This is a genomic window from Clostridium gasigenes, assembly GCF_900104115.1.
GTDB lineage: Bacteria > Bacillota > Clostridia > Clostridiales > Clostridiaceae > Clostridium > Clostridium gasigenes.
In genome coordinates this window covers 50,743-76,911 of sequence record NZ_FNJM01000016.1, presented here as the reverse complement: position 1 = coordinate 76,911, position 26,169 = coordinate 50,743, and the positions used below count along the sequence as shown (strand labels likewise).

Sequence of the window (26,169 nt, the reverse complement as noted above, 5' to 3'; positions counted from 1 at the left end):
TTGGAAAATGCAACACATTTAATCTACTGAAACAAGAAACAGATAATTATATTGATTATTATAATAACAATAGATATCAATGGAATTTGGCCAAGCTATCACCAAATAAATACTACGAATATCTAGAAACCGGTGAATATCCGATTAAAATCTAGCTAAACTAATTTTATATATTAATATAATTTAAAGCACTGGTAAATACCTACAAACGGTATAATACCAGTGCTTTCTTGTCATACATCTTCCATAAAAAATATTCCAATTCATTTTTTAGGCGTTTTTTTCTAACTGTCCTTGACATAGGGACCACTTTATTTTTAACTCTATCACAGTTCAATTGATCAAATAATTTTATTTTCAACACTACTTGTACCAGGAAATCGTCTCCTCCAACCAATCATTTGCCTTTTAAGGTAATAATTACCGAAGTTGTCAATGCTCATTTTTTATCATCCGCTATGCCTAGTAAACTTCTTGTTTATGAAATACTCCTCTGTAAGCAAATCATTCCTAACAGAATTTGTAAATCTAATATGATTTTTATAACTTTCACTTTTTTCTTTTCTTATCCAAAAGATATCTAAAAAGCACATTCCTTTTGAAGCTAAAAATACCTCCCATTCATCAAAATAATCTAAATTATAATACTCTAAATAGCAATCAAGATTCATTCTATTATAAGGTATTATTCTATCTACTATAAATTCTCTTATTACATCGCTTGGAACTTCTCTAACTTTTCTGTTAAATAATCCATAGAACTCTGCTGGGTAAAGGCTTAAGTCATTGGTTTCTTCATTCTTTTTGAAACTATATCTATCACTTACTAAATCATAGGATATTTCACCAAGTGAATCTTCTTCCCACATTAATTCAACTGTTTCTATTTTTGATTTTGGAATAAGCATTTTTTCACCTCCAATATTCTGTCTTTAAGTAGCTCCATAATAAATTCCATTCTTTTTTCACTGAGATATTTTGAATATTTTTTTACTATATATTCATAATCAAAATCTATATTCAATGTGCATTTTTTAACTAACTCTAATTGTTTTTTATTGCTAGTATCAAAGCATTTTGCATAATCAGCATCTAGTAATAAATCACTTATTTCCTCAAATTCTATTTCTTCATCATCAAGGTGTGATCCAAGTGCCAACCCATTATCATAAATTGGAGCAAATCTTATTTTATCTTCATTAATTAAGAATCCAAAATTTTTAAGGTGCCTATCTGTATTATTTACTATATAATCAAATATAATCATATTATCTACGTGTATTTGTATATCCTCTATATTATCTATAAACTTATTATATAAATCATCTCTTGTGATATTTAATATTCTCATTAACCTATTAGCACTATAGAATTTTTCAATACTTTCATCATAAAACCACTTAGAAATTGAGATTAATTCTCCATCATGTTCTTCTAAAGTATATTCTGCACACTCTATTCCCATTTCCTTAGCAAATTCATAACATATGCATTCAGTTACTGGCTCTAATATGGATGATTTACTTTTACCATCACCTCGCCCTGACTTAACTAAATACTTATATCCATCTACTACTTTTATGTATTTTGTATATACACCAAGAGAAGAACTATTTATAAAATTTCTTATATCATTTTCATTCATTTTATCTTCCCTCCACTTTGTTTATATATTATCATTATACCCTAAAGTGTTACTATCATAAACACCTCAAACTTAATTCATTTTATATACTACTCGTACTTGGTAAAAAACTGGACCTCAGAGAGAGGTAAAAATAAAAGGATTGAAGTAATAAATTTTACTCCAATCCTTTTATAAACTATCTATACTTCCTCTTTTATTGAAAATATTTCTAAAACTATTTCCAAGCTATAAAAGCTCTCCATATTTTCTTACATATAATCTTTTAATAGATGTAACTACAATCATATATGCAAATATAGTTACAAATAACATTGCAAAATATATTCCTGGCATAGGATACATTCCCAAAACTTTTCCAAAGGCTGTATATGGAATTATTGTACCTATTGCAATTGAAATACTTGTTAATGCTATTACTGGCATTGCTGCTCTACTTTGTATAAATGGGATTTTAGGACTTCTAATCATATGAATAACTAATGTTTGTGACCACAATGATTCAATAAACCATCCTGTGTTAAATACCATCATAAATAATGCTTTATCAACATTTGGACTACTATAGCTTCCCCCAGTAATCATTGGGGAAATAATAAAGAACATTATTATATATGTGGTAATATCAAAAACTGAACTAGTTGGTCCTATCCATAACATAAAGCTTCCTATTGATGATGCATCCCATTTTCTAGGAACTTTAAGGTATTCTTCATCTACATTATCCCAAGGAATTGATATACAAGATATATCATAAATAAGATTTAAAACTAGCAGTTGTACAGGTAGCATTGGTAAAAATGGAAGTAATGCACTTGCAACTAGAATACTAAACATATTCCCAAAATTAGAGCTTGCAGTCATTTTAATATACTTAATAATATTTGCAAAAGTTTTACGTCCTTCTATAATTCCCTTTTCAAGAACCATTAAATCCTTCTCTAATAGAATTATATCCGCTGATTCTTTTGCAATATCAACTGCTGTATCAACTGAAATTCCAACATCTGCTTTTCTCATTGCAGGAGCGTCATTTATCCCATCTCCCATAAATCCAACAACATGTCCATTCTCTCTTAATAGTGATACTACTCTTGCTTTTTGATTTGGTGATAATTTTGCAAATATATTTATTTTCTCTACTTTAACTTTTAACTCTTCATCTGATAATAAATCAACTTCAGAGCCTAACAATATATTTTCGGTATCAATTCCAACACTTTTACATACATGTTTTGTTACTTTCTCATTATCTCCAGTAAGAACTTTTACATTTACGCCATATTCTTTTAAAGCCTTTATTGCTTCTTTTGCTGAAGCTTTTGGTGGATCTAAGAATGCTATATATCCCATAAGAACCATATCGGATTCATCTTTAACAGAGAATACGCCTTGTGCTGATGGATTGTTTTTTTGAGCCACTGCTATAACTCTCATTCCACTTTCATTTAGCCCATCTACTGTTTTAAGAATTTCCTTTTTAACAGTTTTAGTTAATTCCATAACTTCACCTTTATATTCTGCAAAGTTACAAATATCAATCATTTCCTCAACTGCACCTTTTGTAATTAGCTGTGTTTTATTATTTTTATCATTTAAAACTACAGACATTCTACGACGAGTAAAATCAAATGGTATTTCATCTATTTTTTCATACATTTCATGATAATCTTTAAATCCTTTTTCTTCTCCATATTCTAAAATAGAAACATCAAGTAAATTTTTAAGACCGGTTTGAAAATAGCTCACTAAATATCCATGTCTTAATACTCTTATATCTTCATTTCCGTATATATCTAAATGACGTTCTAAAACAATTTTATCTTCTGTAAGTGTTCCAGTTTTATCTGTACATAAAACATCCATCGCTCCAAAATTTTGTATTGAATTTAAATTCTTAACTACTGTTTTTCTTTTAGACATAGCTACAGCACCCTTTGCAAGATTTGCAGTAACTATCATTGGAAGCATTTCTGGAGTTAGCCCCACTGCTATTGATATTCCAAATAAAAGTGCTTGAACCCAGTCTCCTTTTGCAATTCCGTTAATTACAAATACACTTGGAACCATTATTGCCATAAATTTAATTAATAAGAAGCTTACTGAGTTAACTCCCTTATCAAAACTTGTTAACTCTCTTTTTTCAGTTACTGACTCTGCTATACTTCCAAGACAAGTATCATTTCCTGTTAATAAAACTATAGCTGTAGCTGTTCCACTTATTATATTAGTACCCATGAATGCTAAATTTTCACATTCAAGATAACTTAATTTATCTAACTTAAATTCACTATTTTTTTCATTTGCAAATTTTTCAACGGGTTCAGCTTCTCCTGTCATAGATGATTGACTTACAAATAAATCCTTTGCAAATAAAATTCTAACATCAGCAGGTATCATATCTCCAGCCGCTAACTTTATATTATCTCCAGGTACAATATTTTCAATTTCTACCTCTGTGTAAGCTCCATTACGAAGTACAGTCGCTGTTGTTTTTATCATAGAACTAAGCTTTTTACCTGCATTATTAGATTTTTCTTCTTGAACAAATTTTAATAGCCCACTAATTGTAACCATAGTAACTATTATAATTACTGTTGTTAAGTTTTTATCTTCAGGTAATGGAATTATATAATCAGTTATTAAAGATACTATTGATAATAAAAATAATATTATAGTAAATGGATTTATAAAAGCTTCTATAATTCTCTTATACCAAGTATTTTCGTTCCCATAACTTATTTCATTTTTTCCATATTCATCAATCTTATTTTCTACTTCATCATTAGTTAATCCTTCTTCTCTGGATTTCAAATTTCTAAATAAATCATTTTTATCAATTCCTGCATCTTTTATTAAATTAGTAAATACCTTATTTCTTTTTATTTCTTTTTCTTCTTTTAAATTCATGTTTTTATTTTTGTTTAATAATAATCTCATGACTATCCACTCCTCAAAACTAGATTTGAGTGCATGAGAATAAATGACAATAAAAAAACCTGCTTACTATTAAATTAATATAGTAAACAGGTAGCATAATTAAAAAACTCTGGTAAATATATATTTTTAGGTATCATAAACAGGCCAACTCATTGGCAATAAATGTAATAATTCCTTATGACTATTTACATCTAACTTTATTGTTTTTGATTTCTTATAAAAATATATTTGTTCTGAGTCTAAGCCATCTGTTCCCATACACCTATCACTTCCTGATTCCACTTGTTTACACCTCACTTATTTTTTGATATTAAAAAATCCTCGTTGGCTAAGCTCAACAAGGATACAAAAAACAAACTATTATTATATTAGCTTACTTTCTAACTTCTCTCGTTCAAGCTTCAACATCCTAGGGCAATGTAATTGCATTAAAATACGCCTTGTACTCGACGTATTCTGCTAACCAACTAATAATGTCTCCATTATTTCGCGGCAGCAACCCGTATCCCTAAGATAACCTCACCTACCGAAAACTATTTATTTTTTTCTCTACTCTAGTATATGTACACTTCCCCAAAATGTCAACCTTAAATCATAACTTTCATTTTATTCTTAGCCTTAACTTCTATAAAAAAATTCTCTTAAATTTCTTATTTGATAATTTTTCCCATAGATTACTACTTTCCTAATCAGTATTAATATCCACAAGCGTACCGTATAAATCAAAAATATAATTATTATACATCCTCTCTCTCCTTATCTTTTGATACTTTATAAAATTCAATATATTTTTACACTTTCCCTATATTGAACTCTTCTAATAATGTTCTTATTATCTATTATCTAGACTTAAATTTACTTATTGATTTTTCTAAATTTCAAACCCTTATTCGACTATTTTGTTTATGATATTTTGCTGATAAAAATGGTAATATTGTTTTTCCACCTGTTATTAATAATATTGATACTTCAACCTCTACTTAATTCATCTATAAATGCAGGTCTCTTTCTATATAATCCCCTCAATTTTTTCTTTATTTCTTCTATTTTATTGTTATCTGATACTTTTCTAAACTTCTCAATAATTCTACACACCTCTTTATACTGATTTCTATCTGAAGCTCTACTTGCCTGTATCTCTATATATTTTATATATAAATCTCTAACTTCTTCTTCATATTTATCCTTAAGGATATCTGAATATACCTCTATCTTACTTATATCTTCTCTAACAACTTTCATTACTTCTTCTAAATCATTTTCAAAAACTATTAGTTTAATATAAATATTTCTTCCACGCCATCCCTTATTACATAATAATTTATTTTTAATATCAAAATAAAAAACATCCTCATTTTCTTTATTTAATATCTTTAGTTCTTTGTAATATTCAAATTCCCCACTTATCAATAGTTCTTCTGCTAACTTTTTTTGTTCTTCTTCATTTGAAAGTTCTTTATATGATTCACATCTTATCTTCTGCTATTTTAATGCTAATCCTACATTTTCTCCATCCTTTAATTCCCCTTCTATTGCTAACTCTATAACTTTTAAATAGTTTTTTTCTTTTATTAATTCATCTTTTGTAAGTTCTTGTAATATATCTTTTATTTCTGGTTTCCTTTCTATATTTTTTTGTACTTTACTATTATTAATTTCAAATAATTTAAAATATGCTGCTACTTCAGGTTTGCATATATGCCCAAAACTATAAGGACAATCACAATTTGAATGTATTATTTCTCCACTATTATTTAGGTTTATTACTACTTCATATTGTTCCCTTCCTTCTACCTCAAAATATATTCATTTTCTGTTTGTTTATACACTTCAACTATATTTCCATCATTCTAATAATCATAACCTCTTTCTAAAATCCTTTTATCTATATGTTTTTCGAAATTATTTATATTCATTTTCTACTCCTTATTTACAGATTTATCTATACATATCAAATTGTTATCATTACACCATTCAATAGCTATTTCTTTATACCTATTATCTCTAAATTCATACCATTTTTTATTTAGCCCTAATGATTCTAGTTTATTTTTAATTTTTTCAAAAGCACTTCTACTATCTAATATATTAAGTAAAATGTTTGATTTATTATTATCCTCTATTGAATAAGCGAATTCGGTAATTATTTTATATTCATCTCTCCTATTAATTTTTCTTATTTTATTATCGTTGTTAAATCTAGATTATACCAGTATATAATTTTCTAGTCATATTATATATTACACCTATTTATTTATAAACAAAAAAACTGTAATAAAGTTACTAGCTCTACTACAGTTAACTACTCAAATCATTGTATTACTTTTTCCTAGTCCTTCATTCCACCTCTTGTTAATCTTTTTACTAATTATTAACAATAAATTCAATTTTTAATCTTTCATTATTTATAATTGGAATTTTCTTCTACCCGGGGTTCCTAGTGAGGACATTCTTTGCTGGACTCACTTGCTACTTGCACCTAGAAACATTTAAAAACCGGGATTGGCGTTGCCCCGCCTTAGTTTACTAAGGGTGGAGGGGCTTGCTAACTCGTCCTTGCTGTTAATATCTAAACCTATTCTATGCTAATAATTTCCCTTCTAAATAAGAATGCTTTAAGTATTCTGGGCTACTATAATATACTGATGAATTAAAGTCTGAAATTTCTTCACTAATAAATGATTGAAATACTTCATATATCATATCCACTATATTGCTTTTTTCTGAACTTACATCAATTATTAATCTTTGATATTCTTTACCTATTGCTTGAAAACTTGGAACATTGTATTTACATAATCCCACTGAATCAAAGTAACCTTCTTCAATATTAAAATACTCTATTATCTCATCTGATACTTGTTCAAATGATAAACAGTGATTTACTTCAGCAATCTCTAACTGTCTCTCTATCTCTTTCTTTCCAAGCGTTTACACGATAGTACCTCGTGTATTTTTAGTTTTTCTTCCTAAAAACTCTATAAGAGAGCAAACATAGAATAAATTATTTTTTTGCACATCATTCATTTACTATTTCACTCCTCTCAAAATTAAGACAATCTAGTGCTTTTAATGTAGCAAGAGTGTGACTTCATCCCACTCTCTTTCCACTGGGGAACAATTATTATAATAAAAGTTACGCTTTCATTATCTTTTACGTCCTTACTTGGCTTATCCCGGCAGAACTTCCAAAGGCGGCTTGCCGACTGAGGTTGCTATCTATCTTAAAGACTCTATAGCTTCTATGGTTAACGCCGTTTTTAGAGCTATAGTTTCATTATCTAATACATCTAATAAATTTTTAGCTATTTGCATAGCTTTCTTTTCTTCACCTCTTTTTTCGCCTCTTTCCTCACCTCTTTTTTCTGCGCCATTTAATTCACTAATCTTATCTTTTAATATTTTAGATCTCATGTCATAAATCTCTCTTTCCTTATCATCGTTACTCATTCTTATTAATTCATCTTTAGCACTTCTTATTTCTTCAATATCCAGCTCTAAATGAGTAATACATACTTCTTTTCATCATATTTTTTTCATCTTTTAATTGTATTTCAATATTAATTATTTCATCATTACTTGTACCTGTCAAATCCTGTTTCCCCGGGGGTGTTTCCAAAGGAGGCTTGCCGACTGAGGTTGCTACAATAAGGAACTATTAAGAACAGTTTTTTATTGTCTTATCTATAATGTGTAAAACTGTTTATATAAAATTGCCCTTTTATTATTGAATAAAATCAAAAGTAATACATAATAAAAAAAGTAGTTACTAACCTTAATTACTAACTACTTCTCTATTATATTTAATTCTCTTACATTCCATCTAACAAATATCATAAGTCCAAGATTTATTATAGCTGTTATACCTAAAATTACTCCTATTGGTATTCCCATATCTATTACTCTTCCAAATAGTAATTGCCCTGGTGCAACGCTTATAGTTGCTACTGCTGTTGCAAAAGCTGATACTCGTCCAAGCATATCTCCTGGCACCTCTTTTTGTATAAATGTTAAGGTTAGTATATTTGATAATGCTAGAGATAGCATTATTGCCATACCACCAACTGCAAAAAGTCCTGCTAAAGCATAATTATTTATTCTTATAACTCCTAATGTAGACATAAGTGTAACTCCTGCTATCATAGGAAAATATGTATAATGAACTTTCTTAATTGAAAATAGCTTTGGTTTAATACTTATAAAAAGACCGCCTGCTATCATGCCTAATACGCATATTCCTTCTACTATACCGTAAATTTCTGAAGGAAGTTGAAGGAATATGTTTATAAAGTACGGTGTAACTATTGATAATATTGGCACTAAGAAAATATTACAAAAAGCATATGAAGCTATAATTCCTAAAACCATTTTCTTCTCCCTCTTTAAATAAAGGAATATATTTTTCATATCTACAAATGATTTTATTACAAAATCTATAGATAATAGCTTATCCTCTTTATGGATTGAGTTTACCTTTTCAGTTCTAACAATATCTGGAATATCTAAGAATAACTCTATTATAGCTGCTAATAAGAAACTTACTGCATTTATTATTACTATTAACTTTATACCCACTAATCCATAAAGAACTCCTGCAAGTATTGGTGCTAAAAAATTTACAATTGAACTTACTTGATTTATTATTCCATTTGCTGAAGTAAGCTTATCTTCATCTACTATTTGTGGAATTGAAGATACTACTGCTGGTCCATATAATGTATAGCATACTGATAGCATAAACATAACTGATGCAACTATTAATTCACTGTCTCTTCCTCTAAGCAATATAAAGGCGTATCCACCAATTAATATTGAGCAGAATAGATCCAAATATATCATTATTTTTTTTCTATTTATTTTATCTGAAAGCCTACCTGCAATAGGTGCAAATAGGATATAAGGTATTGTTGATATAGCTAATATATTAGCAAAGGCAGCTGTACTCCCTGTAAATTCTAATAAGTATAAAGCCATACTAAACCTTTGAATGGCATTACCAAAAAGGGATATAATCTGCCCTATTACTATTATTATAAAGTTTTTATTTTTCATTTCCCCCCCTAAAAAGCTCATATTCTACGCATATTGGATATTTTCCATTTTTACTCTTTTTTAGCCTTGCATCTATGCCGTATATCTTTTTTAAATTTTCTTTATTAATTACGTCTATTGGTTTCCCTTCACAGATAATCTTTCCTTTTTTAAGACAAATTATATTATCTGCAAATCTACAAGCATTGTTAAGTTCATGAAGAACTATAACTACTGTAATTTTTTTTTCTTTATTAAGATTTTTAAGAATCTCTAGTACCTCAAGTTGATATGACATATCTAAATAAGTTGTAGGCTCATCAAGCATTATAATTTCTGTTTCTTGAGCTAACACAAGTGCAATCCAAGCTCTTTGTCTTTGTCCACCAGATAAATTTTCAACTTCTTTATCTGCAAACTCACTAAGTCCAGTCTCTTGTATTACCCCTTCAATAACTTCTTTATCATGGCTATTGAATCCACCTATGATTTTCTGATGAGGGAATCTTCCAAATGCCACAAGTTCCCTTACTGTAAGTCCACTTGGACAAACTGGTCCCTGTGGAAGAAAAGCAACCTTTTTTGCTATTTCCTTTTCTTTTATCTTCTTGATATTTTTATTATTTATAAAAATATCACCCTTTTTAGGCTTATTAATTCTTGATATAGTTTTAAGCAAAGTTGATTTCCCACATCCATTTGCTCCAATTATTATGCTTATCTTTCCCTTCGGTATAGATAAATCCATATCCTCAATTATAATATTATTTTCATAGCATACTGATAAATTCTTTATACTAATAGCTTCCATAATTATTTCTCCTTCATCATTAAATAGATAAAATATGGTACTCCAAATATAGATACTGTTATTCCAACTGGGATTTCAATTGGAGAAAATAAATTTCTTGAAACTGCATCAGAAATAAGAATTATTATAACGCTTATTATTGCTGATATTACAACAAACTTTTTATGATAGGGTCCAACTAGCTTCTTTGCAATATGAGGAGATATAAGTCCTAAAAACCCAATATTTCCTGCAAAAGCTGTTGCCGTCCCTGCTAATATAACCGCAAATTTAAAAAACTTTTTTCTTTCTTTTTCTAAATTTAATCCTAATGATAAGGCAAGTTCATCTGAAAGATTTAAAACATCTAATGTTTTATGATTTAATAACACTAATATAAACATTAAAAGTACTATTGGAATAATTACTTTTGCATAACTCCATCCTGACCCCCAAAGGCTTCCTGATGTCCAAACTAGTACCTTATTATAATCTCCAACACCGCCTCTAAATGTAAAGAAAGTTATAAAAGCATTAAGCCCTGCATTTAACCCAATACCTATTAATAAAAGTCTTTTAGGTTTTATTCCATTTCTGCTAGATAACATATATATTATTAATGAGGAAAATCCTGCACCTATTATAGCCATAATTGGCAACATAAAAATTGAAAATTGTCCAAGTTCACTATAATAATTTGTACTTTGATAGGTAATAAATACTATTGCCGCTACTGCTGCTCCAGCATTTATACCAATTATTCCAGTATCAGCTAAATCATTTTTAGTTATAGTTTGAAGAATTGCTCCTGCTGTTGACAATGCAATTGCTACAAAAATTCCAACTAAAAGCCTTGGTAATCTAATACTTAATACAGCTGTATTTTGAAGTTTTGTTCCATTACCAAGAAGGATATTTATAACTTCAAGTGGCGAAACCTTATATGTACCCCAGCATAGTGTAATTGCAAAGGAGATAACTAATAAAGCTAATAAAACTATTAAAACTATTTTAAATTTTCTTTTTTTCATTATCCCCTCTCCTTTCTAGCTACTGATATAAAGAATGGTACCCCTATTAATGCTGTAAACACTCCAATTGGAGTTTCATAAGGATTAAATAACATCCTAGCTGCAATATCTGCATAAGTTAAAAGAACAGCTCCAAGTAAAAATGAACATGGAATATTTCTTCTATAATCTTCTCCAAGTAATTTTCTAACTATTTGTGGAACTATAAGTCCAACAAAGGCTATATTCTTCCCTACTGCTACTGCTGCTGCACGTATCATAACCATAAGAGTTATAAACCTTATTTTCCCAGGATTTTCTCCAAGTCCAATAGCAACATCATCTCCAAGATTTAATATATTTATCTTTGGTGATAATACCATCGCTATAATAAGTCCTATAATCCCTACTACAAATACTAATCTAAAATCTGCCCAGCTTGAATTTCTAAACCCTCCAGACACCCAAAATCCAATCATTTGAGCTTGGTTTGATAATAGTCCAATTACTGTAGTTAATGAAATGAAAAATGTACTCATAGCTGTTCCTGCTAAAAGTATCTTTGTAATGGAGTTATTATTGGCTTTTTTTGATATAAATCCTAAAACTATAATGCCAGTTATAAATGCTCCTATAAGAGAAGCTATCATTACATTTGTTGTATTTATGGCAACTCCTGTTGCATAAAAAATAGCTATTACTAAAGTTGCACCTTGGCTAACACCTAATATTGAGGGTTCAGCTATTGGGTTTTTAGTAACACCTTGAATCATGGCTCCTGTTGCTCCTAGTATTCCTCCTGTTAACAATACAGAAAGGGCTCTTGGAATACGTATATCTCTAACTAGCATCATCTCTAAATTTTCACTGTAATTAAATATACTCTCCCAAATATCATAAAAATCAATATGAACTGACCCTAGCCTTACAGCTAGAATCAACCCTCCTATTAAAAGTAACAAATTAAAAATTACAAATATCCTTGTATATTTCTTACTTTGTTTCATTTAACATTTCACCTATTTCATCCACTAATAAACTTCTTCCAATTGAGCTATATCCTTGATTAAAGTATGGTGATGAATCCAATACTACAACATTTCCTTCTTTAACTGCAGGTAAGCTATTCCAAATTGCATTGCTTTCAAGTTCAGCTAAGTCTTCTGGTGTTGCAATTAAGAATATGTAATCACTTTTAATTGATGCTAATCCTTCATAAGTTACAACTGGAAGGCTTATATCGCTTTGTTCTGGCATTCCTTTAGGTTTAGCAATACCCATATCTTCATATAATACACTACCAAAACCGGCACCATCAAATATAAAGAATTGTCCCCCACTTGCTAAGAATGAAAGATAAGTCGTATCTTCACCATATTCAGCTTTAATTTTATCTCCAGCTTCTTTAGCCTTTGCTTCATGATTCTTTAACCATTTATCTGCTACATCTTCCTTATTAAATACATCTGCAAAAGCTTTAACATCATCTTTCCAGTTTAAAGCTTCTAATTTAATCATAACAGTTGGAGCAATTTCACTTAATTGATCATACATTTTTTCTTGAACTGTTGATATAATTATCAAATCTGGATTTAAATTCATAACAGCTTCTACATTCATAGTATCTTGCATGCTATACCCTAAAATTTCTGCTCCATTTAATGTTCCTTCTAAATATGAAGGGAACTTAGTGTAATCATAAGCATCACTATTTGCAGTTCCGATAACCTTATATCCTAAAATAGATAAAATATCACTATTCCCACTTAAATCTACTATTCCTTTAGGTTCTGCTGGTATTTCAACTTCTCCCCTTACATCCTCAACTGTCACAGTACTTATTGATACATTATCAGTATCTTGTTTAACTCCACACCCTACAAACATTAAAGCTGTTACACAAGAAACTACTAATGTTTTTAATAATTTTTTTTCATAATACGTCTCCACCTATCCTTCATGTATTTCTTTTAATTTTTTCTTATCTTCCTGGTAATATTATATAATATTCATTCTCAATTCAACCTTTACACCTAATTTAATAATTTTATCATCTGTTATAATAATTTTTCTATACATAAAATTTAAAATAAGGCACATGAAAATAAATATTATCCCTAAAGATATTATTCAGCAACCCCAATAAATGATTTATTAAAACTTCTAATTTTATATATTATCCTTGCCTATTGATAGTACCCCCTTTATAATATAAAATAATTCTAAATTTATATAAAAGGAGGTATTATGATGATTTCTAACTCAACAAAAGAATTTCAAAATAAAGTTTTGAGTAAAATGACTTTCACTCCATTTTTTATGGGAACCCACACTATATATAAAAATGAAAATAAACCTGAACTTGGATATTTTATTAAATATAGCAGAGAAGATTATTATGATTTTGGAATTGGTAATTATACAATATCTTCAAATTTTTCTCTTTCCTTTGATCATACTGAAGAATTAATGCGCTTTGGAACTGTATATACTGGAGAGACCAAATTTAAAATTGATAATAACAATGTTTCCTCCTTTAGTCCCTCTTCTTTCTTTACAGTTGAAAAAAAACTAAAAGGTACTCAGTATTGGGAAAAAGGAAAACATCTTCATGGATCAGAAATAACAATTTACAAAAAATATTTTGATGAAGTAATAAAACCAAATTTTCCAAACACTATAGATTTTGATAGTTTTATTACTAACTATACTTATAGCTATTTACCACTTGAAATAGCTTTTATTATTCAACAATTAAGGAGTCTATCCGAATCCCGTAGCTTAACTCCTATATACTTAGAAAGCAAGATCTTAGAATGTATTGCGATAATTTATAACGAGCTTTATTTCTCCCAAGAAAATGCTTTTACTAACCAATTAAACTATGGAAAAATTAAAATAGGTAAGGATAGATATATTACTTTAACTGCTTCAGATGCTAATTCACTAAAAAAAGCTTATGATATTTTAACAAAGGAAGCTTGTAACCCTCCTACTATTAAGAGTTTAAGTAAAATGGTATTTTTAAATGAGCAAAAATTAAAGGCAGGCTTTTTATCAAAATATCATATGACCATTAGTGAATACACTGATTCCATCAGAATGTCAATAGCCGAAAATCTATTGTCTACAACTGAATTAAGTGTTGATGAAATTTCAAAGATAATTGGATATAATTATAGTAGTAACTTTGTAAAAAGGTTTAAAGATGTTCATAAAAAAACACCCTTAGTTTTTAGGAAAATAAAAAAGTAAAATAAACCTCTCAAAACTACATTTACTGTAATATTAAGAGGTTTCTATTATTTAACCTTACTATTTAAAATATTTTTCACATCATTATTTAATAAAATAGTATCTGTATTTTGAGCAATATTAAGAGCGATCCAAGCTCTTTGACGCTGTCCGCCTGATAATTCATGGACTTGTCTATCTTTCAATTCTTTCAGCAATGACCCCATAATTATAATTTGTATAATAAAGTAAAGCCTCCTCAATTATTTTTAAATAATACTTAAAATCCTCTTCATCTCTAAAAATATCATTCCTATGGTTCCCTCTTGCTGTTATATGATATGATGCACCTTCATACCACTCCCTCTTAGGTGTAGTCATTGTTTCACCTCACTGTATAAATAACTTTCTCTTAATTATTTCCTTAAATTTATTTTTATAAACAAAAAACTGCAATAAAGTTTCTATCTTTATTACAGTTCATCATTAAAATTATTTTATTTTAAGCATTACTTATACCTGGAAAATCCTACAATTCCAAATGAACCTGGCCCTCCATGAGTAGTAATCACACATCCTGTTTGCATCCATCTAATTTTTTCAAAACCTATTTCCTTTATTTTATGTTCAGCTGCTATACGAACTGTATTTGGTAATCCCATCGACCATAATAGCCACACTTCTTTTTTATCCAAGTTTTTCATATGACTATATTCTTCTATCATTTTGGTGACTACTCTTTCCATTTTTCCACGATACTTTTTCTTAGCTACTAAATATCCATTTTCAATTTCAATTGACGGATGTATGCTAAGTATTTTTCCACCTATAAATACTGCATTACTAACGCGCCCTCCAGCTTTAAGATACTCTAATTTATCAGGAACAAAACACATTTGGCAACTATCCCGTATGTTTCTTACTTCTTCTACTAATTCCTCCATAGTAACATTAGGGTTTGCTTTTAAATATCTTGCTGTTTTAATTACAATTGCCGCCTGACCAATAGATACCTGCTTAGTATCAAAACTCATAATATAATCTCTATCCTCTGCTGCTATTAAAGCACTCTGATAAGAACAAGTTGTTACTGCAGAATATGCTAAATGCAGTATCTGTTTATCCGGATATAATCTGTGAATTTCATCAAATACTCTTATAAAATCTTCTGGTGAGCTTCCACTTGTCTTTGGTATTTTATTGGTATCATCATAATATTCATAAATTTTTTCAATAGGGAAAGTTCCATCATCAAAAGTATCACTCCCCATAGTAACATGCATTGGGACAAGAAAAATTCCCATTTCTTCTGCAATATCTTTTGGAATATCTGAACCTGTTTCTGCCACTAATATAATATTATTCATTTAAAATTACTCCTTCTATTATCTAATTATTTTATATTGTTAAAGTTATTTTATATTTAATTAAAGAAATGAAGTTCACTGCAATCTTCATCTAATTATTCATATTATAAGTTTACAATTGCTTTAACATATAACAATCTAATATATTAATCACAGTATAGTTATCCTTTTATATAAAAAATTTACTAAGTAATCATGATTATATTATATCACTGTTTTAATAATGCTATAGTTTTGTTTTAAAAGTTTTAATTCGAATTCAAATACAATCACTACCTCCCCTAGGGAACTTTTGAGTCATCAGCTTATCTGACACTAAATCGCTACCCTCTTAGGTGTAGTCATTGTTTCACCTCACTATATAAATAACTTTCTCTTAATTATTTCCTTAATCTTATTTTTATAAACAAAAAAACTGTAATAAAGTTTTAGCTCTATTACAGTTTCATAATTCAAATCCTCTTATTTTATTCACTACTTGTACCTGTAAAATCTTGTTTCCCCCGGGGGTATTTTTGAGTCGTCAGCTTGTCTGACACGAAATTGCTAAATACAAAAACAGTTGCATATCTATCTTAAAGAAAAAACTGCAATAAAGTTTTAGTTCTATTACAGCTTCACAATTCAAATCTTTTTATTTTATTCACTACTTGTACCTGTTTTTCCCTGTGGTGCTTCCAAAGGAGGCTCGCCGACTGAGGTTGCTATTATATCCCATAATCCAATTATTGCAATTCTCATAAATGGCCTACTCTCTATCCCATTTTGATGTTAATTTACATATTTACTACTTTTGATATAAATTCAACCTCATTACCAACTACTACATATGGAGCATACTCCTTATAACTTTCTAAGTCATTTAAAGTTACTATTTGAACTCCATGTTCTAACGTTGTTAATGTTAAATATTTAGATAATGAAGCTAATCTTTGCCCATGTTCAGCTTGTAATACTAAACTTCCTTCTTTATCAAACTTCTTTGCTACTAGATAACACATATTCTAATTCCTCCTTAAATTCCTCTTCACTTCTAATCTCGTTTTTATCATATTTATCTCTTAAATATATCCCAATATTATTATATTTATTATGTTTATACAAATGTATATGTAGCCAATCATTAAAATTTCTATCACTTTTAGAATTAACCTGTATTTCAATAGGATAATGTTTATTACTTTTTTGATAATACAAATGTATTCCTCTATATCCATCATCCTTAACTTTACCACTTCTCATATCTGCAATTTTAAATATCTCTAAATCTTGACTTAAGATTTCATTATAATCTGAAACAATTACCCTTATGCCTAATAAATCATTATAACACTTGTTTACCTCAATACTTGGATAATACTTATTATATTTTAATATGCATGATTGTAACGACTTTACTCTATAACTAAAGTCCACATCTTTTAATAACTCTGTACTTTCATAAAATTCTTTTATATCTAATATTTCATTAATAAGATTTTCTTTGTCAAATTTCCTTAATGTATTCTTTAGAATTTTCCCTAGCACACTCTCATAACTTAAACTTTCTAATAGTTGTTCTGTTACACCATAAACTTCAAAACCCACTACTCTAACCACATAAGTTAAACATTTTTATGGTGCATATAAGATATTACTTACCTTAGCCACCTTTTCACCTAATCATAAATAAAAAACTGCAATAAAGTTTTAGCTCTATTACAGTTTCACAATTAAATTTTCTTATTTTATTCACTACTTGTACCTGTCAAATCCTGTTTCCCCCGGGGGTGTTTCCAAAGGAGGCTTGCCGACTGAGGTTGCTACCTGGAAACTATTTCCTCCCCCGTGGGCTTTTATGCGACCAACGGAGCATTTGCTATAAACAAAAAAACTGTAATAAAGTTTTAATTCTATTACAGTTTCACAATTCAAATCTTTTTATTTTATTCACTACTTGTACCTGTCAAATCCTGTTTCCCCCGGGGGTGTTTCCAAAGGAGGCTTGCCGACTGAGGTTTCTAATATAATAATATTGATATGTGGTTATCGGTAACTACTACAAGTAGGTTCTATTATGTATTAGTATATACTAAATATTTTCTATAATATAATACTTATATTCTGCTCTTATCTTTTCATCATAATCAAAAATCGTTTTTATATTTATTCCAGCTTTATCTCCTGCTTGTACAAATTCAACATCTGAACCTTCAACTTGGAATGAAATTGGTTTTAATATATCAATGAGAATATTATTGCTATAAACATATAACAGTGATGTTTTATCTACTTTTATTTTATCCCCTATATCAACAAGTAACATATTTCTTTTTGTAAGAGCATTTTTACATTCACCAATAATACTTTTATTACAACTTAAACCTTTAACATATTCTAAGCAAATAAATTTACATAATGTTTTCCCTAATAGTATATAAAAATTTATCCACTCCAACAAAATCTCCAAATCCTGAAACGTATCAATATGAGCATAATGAGAAACAAAGTTTCTTTCTTCTATTAATCGTTTTAATCCTTGAGTGGTCTTCTTATCCTTATCTAATCCATTTTCAAATGAAATTTCAAAAAGATTTACTGCCTCATTTAAATCCATATTATTATCCAACGTATTATTAATTTCAATATCAAGTTTTTTAAATAAATTACGCATCTCATTCATATCCATATTTTTACTTGTAAAAGATATTACTTGTCGATTTAATTTAAACATTATGATATCATCTTTTTCATTAAGTATAGCATCTTCAAATAAATATGCAGGTAATTCACTTATTTTATATTTTCCAATTAGAGTATTATTTTCATAATATTCATCCTTTTTTAATATGAAGTACTCATAAAAAATATCCTTAACATAAGTTTCCCACAGTGAATAGCCTCTATTAATAATAGCCCCATAAACAATATCTCTATAATCGCTATATTTTGCTTCTCTTTCTTTTTTATTAAATAACACATATTCTTTTAAGGTAAGTAAATGCTTTTTAAATTCATCATATTTTAATATTATATCTTGCATTTTATTCTTCCCCTAATATATTTTCAAAAATATTTCTAAAAAGTTCTTTTCTTCTTATTACATCACTTTTATTATTATTACGTCCATTGAAGTCTGAGCTATTAGTAATAAATAACTCTTCAGTTCTTTTTATTATTTCTTCTTTCTTGCTTATTAATTTTATCTTTTTGTGATTATCATAAGCATACTCATATAATACCCCTAGAATAGGATCATAGACTAATTTTGAAGGTTTCGGATACCATTGAAAATTACCATTTTTTCTTTTAGTATACATTAAAAATGCTTTATCACCATAAATACAATCTACTAAATCTATTGTTTTATTAAACAAATCTTCTAGTTCATCAATCAATTGATCAGAATAATACTCATTTGCTTGCTTTATATATATATCTAATACATCTTTTAATTTAGTAGCAGGTATTTCTTCTAGCTGTCTATATGCAAAAAATCTTAACACTAATTCAACATCTTCCATTCTTACATATATTTTTTTATCTCTATCTTGCTCTTCATTCACTTCTTCATCTATAGAATCAGTTATATCATCAACAAAAGGCCTAATTTTCCATAAATTATGCAATGTATTATTTTCTTTAGCAATCTTTATGCAAAGTTGATTCATTTTTCCATCATATAATGCATTTCTAGTTTCTTGTTCAGTTAGTCTAGTCCCTCCAGTATTCAATCTTTCAAAGACAAATTTTTTCAATATATGTTCTTCACTTTTTGATTTTGCTGTTTCATTAAGAATAACTATCGTTGAAATATATCTTCTATCTATACCTTTTTGAATTTTTTCTGGTAGTTCACTATACTTCATCCCATTTAATTCAGACCATAATTCTAATCCTGTTAATTTAAATCTATCATCATAAAAATCATATAGTGTTGACAATCTCTGTAATCCATCCATAACTTCGTATTTTGAAAAATCTATTTCATATAAAAATACAGGTGGAACTGGAATATTCATAATAAATGATTCTATCAACTTAGACTTTTGGATATTACTCCAAACTCTTCTCCTCTGATACTCTGGATTTAGTTTTATGTCTGAACTTAAAATAGATTTTATATTTTTAAGAGGATATCTGCCTTGTTCTGTTACAATCCTCATTTCTCCACGTTGATATTTTTCATTTATCTCAATTTCAGTAAGTTTCCCCTCCTCTTTATCTTCTTCTAAAAATTTTAATTCTTCATTGTTTAATAACATTTAACTCCCCCTATATACCTATTAGTCAATCTAGCCACAACTATATAGTAATATTATCAATAAATAATATATTACTAATATAACATTGTATTAATTTTACTTATGATCCGATATTTTCACTTATAAAGCATCCTTAACCAAATAATTTTAATATTTAAGGCCAAAAATCTCATTTATTTATGATACGGTTCTCCGTATCGATAGTAATTAAGATTTTTATTAATAAACAGTATTTTTTTGTATTTTGATATAATTAAAAAATTAATTAAAGCTTGTACTAATTTTTTTTTCTAACTAAAATTCTTATTCTTTCGAAAACTTCATTAAAATTAATTCCTATTCCCCATATATTAGGTTTTACTTCTAAAATATCTGACTTATTATTTGAATCAATCTTACTATTAATTTCATTCATTAAACTTATTTTTTCTTCGTCAGAACTTTTTAATTCCTTTAATAAATTCAATGCTAAATTCAAATCTATATTACTTTTATTTTCTATTATATATGTAAAAAAATCTATGACTTGTTCAACTTGTATATCATTGTTTACTATTCTCATAAAATCTATACAAAATTTAAAGAAATCTAATTCATCATTTTTTTTATCTCTTATTACTCTCTTTCCCAATTCTAAAATTGAATTCCAAATTTCTTTTCTAAGCTCTAAAGAATAATCAGATAAAATTTGAACATCTGGTGGATCTATAAGATACTCTAAGTAGTAAGATTTATAATAATATTTATTTATATTTAGCAATTTATTTAATATAAAACTTGGATCTTTATATTTATCACATGTTGTTTCATATTCTTGATTAATATTTTCATCAAAAAAATCTTTGCTATTATATAAATCTACACCTTCAATTTCTTCATAATTTAAGTTAAATCCATTCTCATCAATACTGGAATGAATTGTACATTCATTTATTATTCCATTTTTAAACCAGATACTTCTTATCCCTTTAGCTCTATAAATATAATTGAACTGTCCAAATGCTGAGGCATATATACCATCATCTAATATAAATCCCGGAACATCAAAAAAATCTATACATTCCTCTATATGACAATTTCTTACATTAATAGGTGTGCTTATATTCATTGCTAATTGTCCAAATATTTCTTTTTTTTCATTATCATATTCTACTATAGCTTTATGAATATTTTGAATCTCATCGAAATTAATAACTTTAGATTTTTTTTTTTATTTTCTTTCCAAATTTCTTCTATTAAATTTGTTATTAATCCATTCATTATTTTATCTGGCCTTAATAAACTACTCATTATTAATCTCCAATCATTTTTCCTTATACTTATAATATTTCAATCTAACTTATCTTAAATCTAATTTACATATGATATTATTCATTATTATTTATTCTAAATAACTAAATTACTATTACAAATTAATAATAACATATTTTACAAATTAAGAATAATAATATATTTTATAAATATATTATTATTCAATTTTCAAAGACTATTTTTATTGAATAATTCGTGATTTATACAAATCTCATACTCTCATTGAATTACTAACAAAAAAACATCGCATACTCATCAATGAATAATGCTATATTTAACTCTGTTATTCATTTTTAGCAAGTGCTTGCCCCTGGCAATCACTACCTCCGCCGGGGGTATTTTTGAGTCGTCAGCTTGTCTGACACGAAATTGCTAATTTTTTTAATTTTCGATAATTCCTCTTATATACATTAACTATATCATATGTAATTATTATGCTTAAAATTAAAAATCTTCCATCTTATGAATCACTTTTATTTTTTTAGCTATCTATATTAACACATTCGACTACAATAAGGGATTTTTAGTAACTTGTCCCATGGCAAATTACTACCTCTGGGGATATTTTTAGTCTTTAGCTTGTCTAACTCGAAATTTCTACTTATATATAAAAAATGTTATATTATTATTCAGCATATTTTTATAAAATTTTGCTAGCGCATTCCCACTTTTATTTTGCACCTCCAGTATTATAGGTGAGTTAATTTTTTTTATATTTCTTTTATCAAAAAACACCCCTTTATTCTTGCCTCCTGAATACTTATTATACAAATACTCTTTATATTCTTTCTCAAATTCCAATCCTTTTTCTTTCTTTAATTTGTAAAACATTTGATACTTAAACAGCCAGAATTCATTACACCATTCATATGAACTTCCTAACTTATTTTCAATAACCTCAAATAACTTATTCCATTCAATAACATCACTCTTTAAATATATTTCCATAGCTATAATAGAATTAAAATCATCCAACTTATTTATAATTAATAATAAATGCTCTTTACAGATCACTTGCCAATTATTAAGTGAATAGCATATACTTAAAATTGCACATAATTCTTCGCTATATTCTAACTCTATGTATCTATTTATACTATCCTCTATTTGAACTTTCATTTTACTTAAACTCTGTTTAATATACTCTAATATATCTTCTCTATCCATGCTATCTATTAACTCTAAATAATAACTTGATATTTGTGGTCTCAGCAAAATAATGTTAAATAAATATTCCCATACATTACTGAGCCATGCTTCTTCACTTACTTCTGAATTAATTACTGCATGTTTTAAAGCTTTAAATAAAAGCTTTAATGCCCCCTTTTTCCCATCCCTCTCCTTTGAACTAGCAAATTCTATAAAACTATATATTATCCGTTTTTCTTTTGATAAAGTTAATCTATTGCAACGCTCTTTTTTATTTGCTATATATCCAAAAATATCATCTATATCCTCTTCAGCTTCAAATGGGAATATATCTATAATATTCTTTTCTTTTTTTATTTTAAGATTCAAACTCTTTAATTCCTTATATAATGCATTGTAAAATTTTATTTGCTCTTCTTCTTTATTATATGCCAATTCAAAATCATCAACATATCTAACGTAACTATATTCACTTAACTTTTCATCAACTTTGCACATATATATTTCTGCAATCACCCTAGATGTAAAACTTCCAGTTGGAATACCATGTGTTTCACCATATTGACAACGCTGAATAAGGCTATCTAACTCGTTATAATATATAGATTTATTGCTTTTATTCTTTTTTGCTTCTAATTTCCCTTCAAGTACCCATGGTATTGAATGTGTATATATACTTGGATAAAAATTCTCTATATCAGCCTTAAATATGCGCCTTTTACCTAACCTATTATTATATTTCAATATTTTGCCTTGTAAAAATGTTCTATTATAAAATTTATTAGACAGTGATTTACTGCTTCCCTCTAATATCTGCCCATATTTTTTCATATTGTTATGTATATGCTGACTTAAATTTATATACGAATACATATTGCTATATTTATATCCTCTTCTTTCCTCTTCATTCTTATAGCATGAAAATTGTATTGCTTCTGTTTCACCGTAAAAACTACTATCAATTAATTTTAGCATTATTTCTAAATTATTATATAATTCATCACAATTAAAAATCCCCTTATATATAGTATTAGACGATATATATTTATCTTCATTTTCATCCATAAAACTTTTTTGTGTATTACTATTCTTAAAATCAAAATATCCATACTTAATCAAATAATCTATCTTCAAATATCTATTTTCATCCATACAGTCATCCCCTTATGTAGTATATCCATTACTTACCCACTCAAATTATACGCAAACTAAATTTCCAATCTCAATTAAGATTATATCCATAAAATTTTATTAGAAAATGCTTGCCACTGCCAATCATTACCTCCGTCAGGGGAACTTCTGAGTCGTCAGCTTATCTGACACGAAATTGCTATTAATATGAATAAAGTTCAATAGTTTTCTTAATTAAAAAATTATTAAAATCTCTATGAAGTACTATATATTGTAAATCTTCACGACCTACAAATCGTTGTTTTAAAGCATTATAGAATTGTTGCTGTGTTAATTCCTTTTTTTTATTATTAAGACTACCAATTACTCCATTTATTCTTCCTAATATGATTATTCTTTCGTTCTCATAATAATTTCCATCTACTATACTCCTTAATATTAATTTAGAATTACGTTTTTCACTAAAATCATGAGAATTTAATATATAATCTTCAAATTTCCATACCGTTATACTAAACTCATTATTTTTATATTCCATACTTTCACATGAATTATCATAATACCATTTAGTACATTCTCTATCAGATACTGATTCTAATTTATTTGAAATATATGTACCACTTGACTTTACATATCTAACATAATTACTATTATTTAAATTAACTTTCATTATAAAAGATTTTGGTAAAGAATCTATTATTATTTTTAGTATATTAGCAGGACTTAAACTTTTATCTTCAAAAAGTTCATAACATATAGATTCTAATTTCGCACAGCTTATATCAGTTAACATGCTCTTTAAATCATTTTCTTCCATCTGACGCCCTAAGTCTATCCAATACACATTGCTATTATATAGGTTAATCTCTCCACTATTTTTAGCATTTATCATTAACCATTCTATAGAATAATCGCCTCTATCATATAAATGCAAAATATTTCTTTTATAACCTTCTTTTTTAGCTATAAAATCATACTGTTTATTTTCTACAAAAACTATATAACCTTCTGGTAAATTTTCATTTATAGCATACAATACAGCTAATTTAGAAACCTGGGCTTTTTCAGAAACTAGATTTATAATTTTTTCTAGACCGTAATCTCTTTCTTCATTAAATATACTTTGTAACCATAATGTAGGTATTAATAATTCAGAAGCAAATGTATTAGCCTCCTTTTCCATTTCTTCGTATTCATGTTCCATATTTGCTAAATCATCCTCAGTATGACATGAAACTATACCAGTATGCCATGGAATTTTTATATGTCCTAATTCATGTGCTAGTGTAAATCTTAACCTTGTATGTTGTGTATCATCATTATATATAACTGTTGGGCATTTCTCTAAATCTACACATATTGCATCCGAAAATGGTATATCCACACATTCAAGCTTTGCAAACTTTTTTATTAGTGTAAATATGTCTACCGGTATTGTTAAACCTTCCTTTTCAAAAACCCTATTCGCCATTTTTCTAACATTTGAGAGTTTCTTTTCTAAAGTAAGCTTATTCATTTTCATACTTCCTTATTATCTCATAAGCTGCTTTTGCTTCTTCTGCACTTTTAGCTCTTGCAACCATTCTTTGCTTTGTATAGTAAGGATTTAATATTACTTCTTCAATGTCTTTACCGTTCATGTGACACTTAATTATTTCTTTTAAAATACTTTCATCATCTACCCACAATCTATACTCATTTTGAGTCATTCCTAAAAACTCATATATTTCTAACTTTGAGTCTCCATCATGCCACATATCTATATAATCATCTATCTCATCTATTAATACATCACCCATAATAACTGCATCTATAAATTTTATATTAGACATCTAATCTCCTCCCCTTCACAGCATCTTTAATTAACCTGCCCTCATATTTATCAGCACTTCCTAAATGTCTGCCTCTCTTATTAAAAACTTCTATTTCTCCATGAAACTCATCCCAAGTGTAAAGTCTTGATCCATCTATTGATCTCCAAATTTTTCTACAATCAACTACTTTCCAGTATATACAACCATCAAGAAAACTAGGACTTGTCAATACTATATGTGCCATATACTCATCCCCCTTATTTCATTTTACTAGCTAATTGTCCCGCAAATACTTTATACCACTCCCCTTAATTAGCTACATCTCCTTTTTCCAATTTAATCAATTTTATTGCAATTAAAACTAATGTTACATAATCATTAGTTTTACTGTCTAAGTGCCTCTTTAACTCCTTTATCTATTGTATATGCCATGGCTCTAATAAACTTCAAATCAGTTTCATATTCTACTACGTTAACGCCACTTGGTCCTATGACTCCATTAA

The 26,169-nt window shown here is 27.9% G+C and carries 28 protein-coding genes, 1 pseudogene and 1 riboswitch; of the genes and pseudogenes, 2 read left to right on the top strand and 27 right to left on the bottom strand.

What is annotated here, in order from left to right:
* Positions 1-155 (top strand): IS3 family transposase (locus BLS77_RS17150; RefSeq protein ID WP_139164867.1); only part of this gene is annotated, 155 nt, incomplete at its 5' end.
* A 294-nt stretch (positions 156-449) separates the two neighbouring features.
* Here the strand turns inward: BLS77_RS17150 and BLS77_RS17140 are convergent.
* From BLS77_RS17140 to BLS77_RS17085, 14 genes and pseudogenes are all read right to left on the bottom strand, one after another.
* Positions 450-908, bottom strand: a complete 459-nt coding sequence (locus tag BLS77_RS17140) for a hypothetical protein (protein WP_089972689.1) — start codon at positions 906-908, stop codon at positions 450-452.
* Positions 884-1,645: a HipA family kinase gene (locus BLS77_RS17135; protein ID WP_089972685.1), complete on the bottom strand. Its 762-nt coding sequence runs from the start codon at positions 1,643-1,645 to the stop codon at positions 884-886. The genes BLS77_RS17140 and BLS77_RS17135 overlap by 25 nt, the downstream gene beginning before the upstream one ends.
* A gap of 228 nt (positions 1,646-1,873) precedes the next feature.
* Entirely contained in the window at positions 1,874-4,585 is a 2,712-nt protein-coding gene (mgtA, locus tag BLS77_RS17130) for a magnesium-translocating P-type ATPase (protein ID WP_089972681.1), read from the bottom strand.
* 126 nt (positions 4,586-4,711) lie between these two features.
* Positions 4,712-4,867, bottom strand: coding sequence for a hypothetical protein (locus BLS77_RS20050; RefSeq protein ID WP_167867615.1), 156 nt, complete (start codon positions 4,865-4,867; stop codon positions 4,712-4,714).
* 96 nt (positions 4,868-4,963) lie between these two features.
* Positions 4,964-5,123, bottom strand: a riboswitch (M-box (ykoK) riboswitch).
* 431 nt (positions 5,124-5,554) lie between these two features.
* Positions 5,555-5,995 carry a M2 family metallopeptidase gene (locus BLS77_RS20360; RefSeq protein WP_242874010.1) on the bottom strand — a complete coding sequence of 147 codons (441 nt, stop codon included), beginning with the start codon at positions 5,993-5,995 and terminating at the stop codon, positions 5,555-5,557.
* A 509-nt stretch (positions 5,996-6,504) separates the two neighbouring features.
* Positions 6,505-6,756, bottom strand: coding sequence for a UPF0158 family protein (locus tag BLS77_RS20815; RefSeq protein WP_423231045.1), 252 nt, complete (start codon positions 6,754-6,756; stop codon positions 6,505-6,507).
* 409 nt (positions 6,757-7,165) lie between these two features.
* Positions 7,166-7,612 (bottom strand): annotated as a pseudogene (locus tag BLS77_RS20810) (hypothetical protein).
* Between the two features lie 192 nt (positions 7,613-7,804).
* On the bottom strand, positions 7,805-8,035 hold the full coding sequence (locus BLS77_RS20355) for a hypothetical protein (RefSeq protein ID WP_089972678.1): 231 nt from the start codon (positions 8,033-8,035) through the stop codon (positions 7,805-7,807).
* Positions 8,036-8,069: 34 nt separating this feature from the next.
* Positions 8,070-8,204, bottom strand: coding sequence for a PD-(D/E)XK nuclease family transposase (locus tag BLS77_RS20350; RefSeq protein ID WP_242874009.1), 135 nt, complete (start codon positions 8,202-8,204; stop codon positions 8,070-8,072).
* Positions 8,205-8,371: 167 nt separating this feature from the next.
* Complete coding sequence (locus BLS77_RS17105) at positions 8,372-9,637, bottom strand: MFS transporter (protein ID WP_089972674.1); 1,266 nt, start codon at positions 9,635-9,637, stop codon at positions 8,372-8,374.
* Positions 9,627-10,427, bottom strand: coding sequence for an ABC transporter ATP-binding protein (locus BLS77_RS17100; RefSeq protein ID WP_089972670.1), 801 nt, complete (start codon positions 10,425-10,427; stop codon positions 9,627-9,629). The genes BLS77_RS17105 and BLS77_RS17100 overlap by 11 nt, the downstream gene beginning before the upstream one ends.
* A 2-nt stretch (positions 10,428-10,429) precedes the next feature.
* A complete protein-coding gene (locus tag BLS77_RS17095; protein ID WP_089972667.1) occupies positions 10,430-11,437 on the bottom strand; it encodes a FecCD family ABC transporter permease in 1,008 nt (335 codons plus the stop codon).
* Positions 11,437-12,423, bottom strand: a complete 987-nt coding sequence (locus BLS77_RS17090) for a FecCD family ABC transporter permease (RefSeq protein ID WP_089972664.1) — start codon at positions 12,421-12,423, stop codon at positions 11,437-11,439. Before BLS77_RS17090 ends, BLS77_RS17095 begins: the two co-directional genes overlap by 1 nt.
* A complete protein-coding gene (locus BLS77_RS17085; protein ID WP_089972697.1) occupies positions 12,410-13,303 on the bottom strand; it encodes an iron-hydroxamate ABC transporter substrate-binding protein in 894 nt (297 codons plus the stop codon). Before BLS77_RS17085 ends, BLS77_RS17090 begins: the two co-directional genes overlap by 14 nt.
* A gap of 363 nt (positions 13,304-13,666) precedes the next feature.
* Between BLS77_RS17085 and BLS77_RS17080 the strand changes: the two genes are divergently transcribed.
* Complete coding sequence (locus BLS77_RS17080; RefSeq protein ID WP_089972661.1) at positions 13,667-14,671, top strand: helix-turn-helix domain-containing protein; 1,005 nt, start codon at positions 13,667-13,669, stop codon at positions 14,669-14,671.
* Positions 14,672-14,718: 47 nt separating this feature from the next.
* Here BLS77_RS17080 and BLS77_RS19560 read toward each other — a convergent pair whose 3' ends face one another.
* The 13 genes from BLS77_RS19560 to BLS77_RS17025 all read right to left on the bottom strand — a co-directional run bounded on the left by BLS77_RS19560 (position 14,719) and on the right by BLS77_RS17025 (position 25,910).
* Complete coding sequence (locus BLS77_RS19560) at positions 14,719-14,877, bottom strand: hypothetical protein (protein ID WP_207648703.1); 159 nt, start codon at positions 14,875-14,877, stop codon at positions 14,719-14,721.
* Positions 14,846-15,031, bottom strand: coding sequence for a hypothetical protein (locus BLS77_RS17075; protein WP_341423488.1), 186 nt, complete (start codon positions 15,029-15,031; stop codon positions 14,846-14,848). The genes BLS77_RS19560 and BLS77_RS17075 overlap by 32 nt, the downstream gene beginning before the upstream one ends.
* A gap of 128 nt (positions 15,032-15,159) precedes the next feature.
* Positions 15,160-16,017, bottom strand: coding sequence for a DegV family protein (locus tag BLS77_RS17070; RefSeq protein ID WP_089972656.1), 858 nt, complete (start codon positions 16,015-16,017; stop codon positions 15,160-15,162).
* Positions 16,018-16,793: 776 nt separating this feature from the next.
* Positions 16,794-17,018 carry a DUF6718 family protein gene (locus tag BLS77_RS17065; RefSeq protein ID WP_089972653.1) on the bottom strand — a complete coding sequence of 75 codons (225 nt, stop codon included), beginning with the start codon at positions 17,016-17,018 and terminating at the stop codon, positions 16,794-16,796.
* Positions 16,990-17,616, bottom strand: a complete 627-nt coding sequence (locus BLS77_RS17060) for a nucleotidyltransferase family protein (protein WP_242874008.1) — start codon at positions 17,614-17,616, stop codon at positions 16,990-16,992. Before BLS77_RS17060 ends, BLS77_RS17065 begins: the two co-directional genes overlap by 29 nt.
* A gap of 472 nt (positions 17,617-18,088) precedes the next feature.
* On the bottom strand, positions 18,089-19,039 hold the full coding sequence (locus tag BLS77_RS17055) for a HEPN domain-containing protein (RefSeq protein ID WP_089972646.1): 951 nt from the start codon (positions 19,037-19,039) through the stop codon (positions 18,089-18,091).
* Position 19,040: 1 nt separating this feature from the next.
* Entirely contained in the window at positions 19,041-20,261 is a 1,221-nt protein-coding gene (locus BLS77_RS17050) for a DUF262 domain-containing protein (RefSeq protein ID WP_089972643.1), read from the bottom strand.
* Positions 20,262-20,538: 277 nt separating this feature from the next.
* Positions 20,539-21,369 (bottom strand): hypothetical protein, encoded by an 831-nt coding sequence (locus tag BLS77_RS17045; protein WP_089972639.1) that lies wholly within the window; start codon positions 21,367-21,369, stop codon positions 20,539-20,541.
* Between the two features lie 44 nt (positions 21,370-21,413).
* Positions 21,414-21,551 (bottom strand): hypothetical protein, encoded by a 138-nt coding sequence (locus tag BLS77_RS20045; protein ID WP_175490896.1) that lies wholly within the window; start codon positions 21,549-21,551, stop codon positions 21,414-21,416.
* Between the two features lie 618 nt (positions 21,552-22,169).
* Entirely contained in the window at positions 22,170-23,873 is a 1,704-nt protein-coding gene (locus BLS77_RS17040) for an RNA-directed DNA polymerase (RefSeq protein WP_089972636.1), read from the bottom strand.
* A gap of 181 nt (positions 23,874-24,054) precedes the next feature.
* Complete coding sequence (locus tag BLS77_RS17035) at positions 24,055-25,374, bottom strand: ImmA/IrrE family metallo-endopeptidase (RefSeq protein WP_089972633.1); 1,320 nt, start codon at positions 25,372-25,374, stop codon at positions 24,055-24,057.
* Positions 25,361-25,684 (bottom strand): hypothetical protein, encoded by a 324-nt coding sequence (locus tag BLS77_RS17030; protein ID WP_089972630.1) that lies wholly within the window; start codon positions 25,682-25,684, stop codon positions 25,361-25,363. The genes BLS77_RS17035 and BLS77_RS17030 overlap by 14 nt, the downstream gene beginning before the upstream one ends.
* Positions 25,677-25,910, bottom strand: coding sequence for a colicin E3/pyocin S6 family cytotoxin (locus tag BLS77_RS17025; protein WP_089972627.1), 234 nt, complete (start codon positions 25,908-25,910; stop codon positions 25,677-25,679). Before BLS77_RS17025 ends, BLS77_RS17030 begins: the two co-directional genes overlap by 8 nt.
* Between the last annotated feature and the right edge of the window lie 259 nt (positions 25,911-26,169).

Bases quoted from the DNA above. Each gene is read 5' to 3' on its own strand.
- BLS77_RS17035 (WP_089972633.1), bottom strand. From the start codon at position 25,374: ATGAAAATGAATAAGCTTACTTTAGAAAAGAAACTCTCAAATGTTAGA.
- BLS77_RS17135 (WP_089972685.1), bottom strand. From the start codon at position 1,645: ATGAATGAAAATGATATAAGAAATTTTATAAATAGTTCTTCTCTTGGT.
- BLS77_RS17095 (WP_089972667.1), bottom strand. From the start codon at position 11,437: ATGAAAAAAAGAAAATTTAAAATAGTTTTAATAGTTTTATTAGCTTTA.
- BLS77_RS17050 (WP_089972643.1), bottom strand. From the start codon at position 20,261: ATGTTATTAAACAATGAAGAATTAAAATTTTTAGAAGAAGATAAAGAG.
- BLS77_RS17030 (WP_089972630.1), bottom strand. From the start codon at position 25,684: ATGTCTAATATAAAATTTATAGATGCAGTTATTATGGGTGATGTATTA.
- BLS77_RS17085 (WP_089972697.1), bottom strand. From the start codon at position 13,303: ATGTTTGTAGGGTGTGGAGTTAAACAAGATACTGATAATGTATCAATA.
- BLS77_RS17080 (WP_089972661.1), top strand. From the start codon at position 13,667: ATGATTTCTAACTCAACAAAAGAATTTCAAAATAAAGTTTTGAGTAAA.
- BLS77_RS20045 (WP_175490896.1), bottom strand. From the start codon at position 21,551: ATGAGTAGTTTATTAAGGCCAGATAAAATAATGAATGGATTAATAACA.
- BLS77_RS17140 (WP_089972689.1), bottom strand. From the start codon at position 908: ATGCTTATTCCAAAATCAAAAATAGAAACAGTTGAATTAATGTGGGAA.
- BLS77_RS17070 (WP_089972656.1), bottom strand. From the start codon at position 16,017: ATGAATAATATTATATTAGTGGCAGAAACAGGTTCAGATATTCCAAAA.
- mgtA (WP_089972681.1), bottom strand. From the start codon at position 4,585: ATGAGATTATTATTAAACAAAAATAAAAACATGAATTTAAAAGAAGAA.
- BLS77_RS17065 (WP_089972653.1), bottom strand. From the start codon at position 17,018: ATGTGTTATCTAGTAGCAAAGAAGTTTGATAAAGAAGGAAGTTTAGTA.
- BLS77_RS17045 (WP_089972639.1), bottom strand. From the start codon at position 21,369: ATGAATATAAGCACACCTATTAATGTAAGAAATTGTCATATAGAGGAA.
- BLS77_RS17090 (WP_089972664.1), bottom strand. From the start codon at position 12,423: ATGAAACAAAGTAAGAAATATACAAGGATATTTGTAATTTTTAATTTG.
- BLS77_RS17025 (WP_089972627.1), bottom strand. From the start codon at position 25,910: ATGGCACATATAGTATTGACAAGTCCTAGTTTTCTTGATGGTTGTATA.
- BLS77_RS17100 (WP_089972670.1), bottom strand. From the start codon at position 10,427: ATGGAAGCTATTAGTATAAAGAATTTATCAGTATGCTATGAAAATAAT.
- BLS77_RS17075 (WP_341423488.1), bottom strand. From the start codon at position 15,031: ATGACTACACCTAAGAGGGAGTGGTATGAAGGTGCATCATATCATATA.
- BLS77_RS20355 (WP_089972678.1), bottom strand. From the start codon at position 8,035: ATGAGTAACGATGATAAGGAAAGAGAGATTTATGACATGAGATCTAAA.
- BLS77_RS17105 (WP_089972674.1), bottom strand. From the start codon at position 9,637: ATGAAAAATAAAAACTTTATAATAATAGTAATAGGGCAGATTATATCC.
- BLS77_RS19560 (WP_207648703.1), bottom strand. From the start codon at position 14,877: ATGGGGTCATTGCTGAAAGAATTGAAAGATAGACAAGTCCATGAATTA.
- BLS77_RS17055 (WP_089972646.1), bottom strand. From the start codon at position 19,039: ATGCAAGATATAATATTAAAATATGATGAATTTAAAAAGCATTTACTT.
- BLS77_RS17040 (WP_089972636.1), bottom strand. From the start codon at position 23,873: ATGGATGAAAATAGATATTTGAAGATAGATTATTTGATTAAGTATGGA.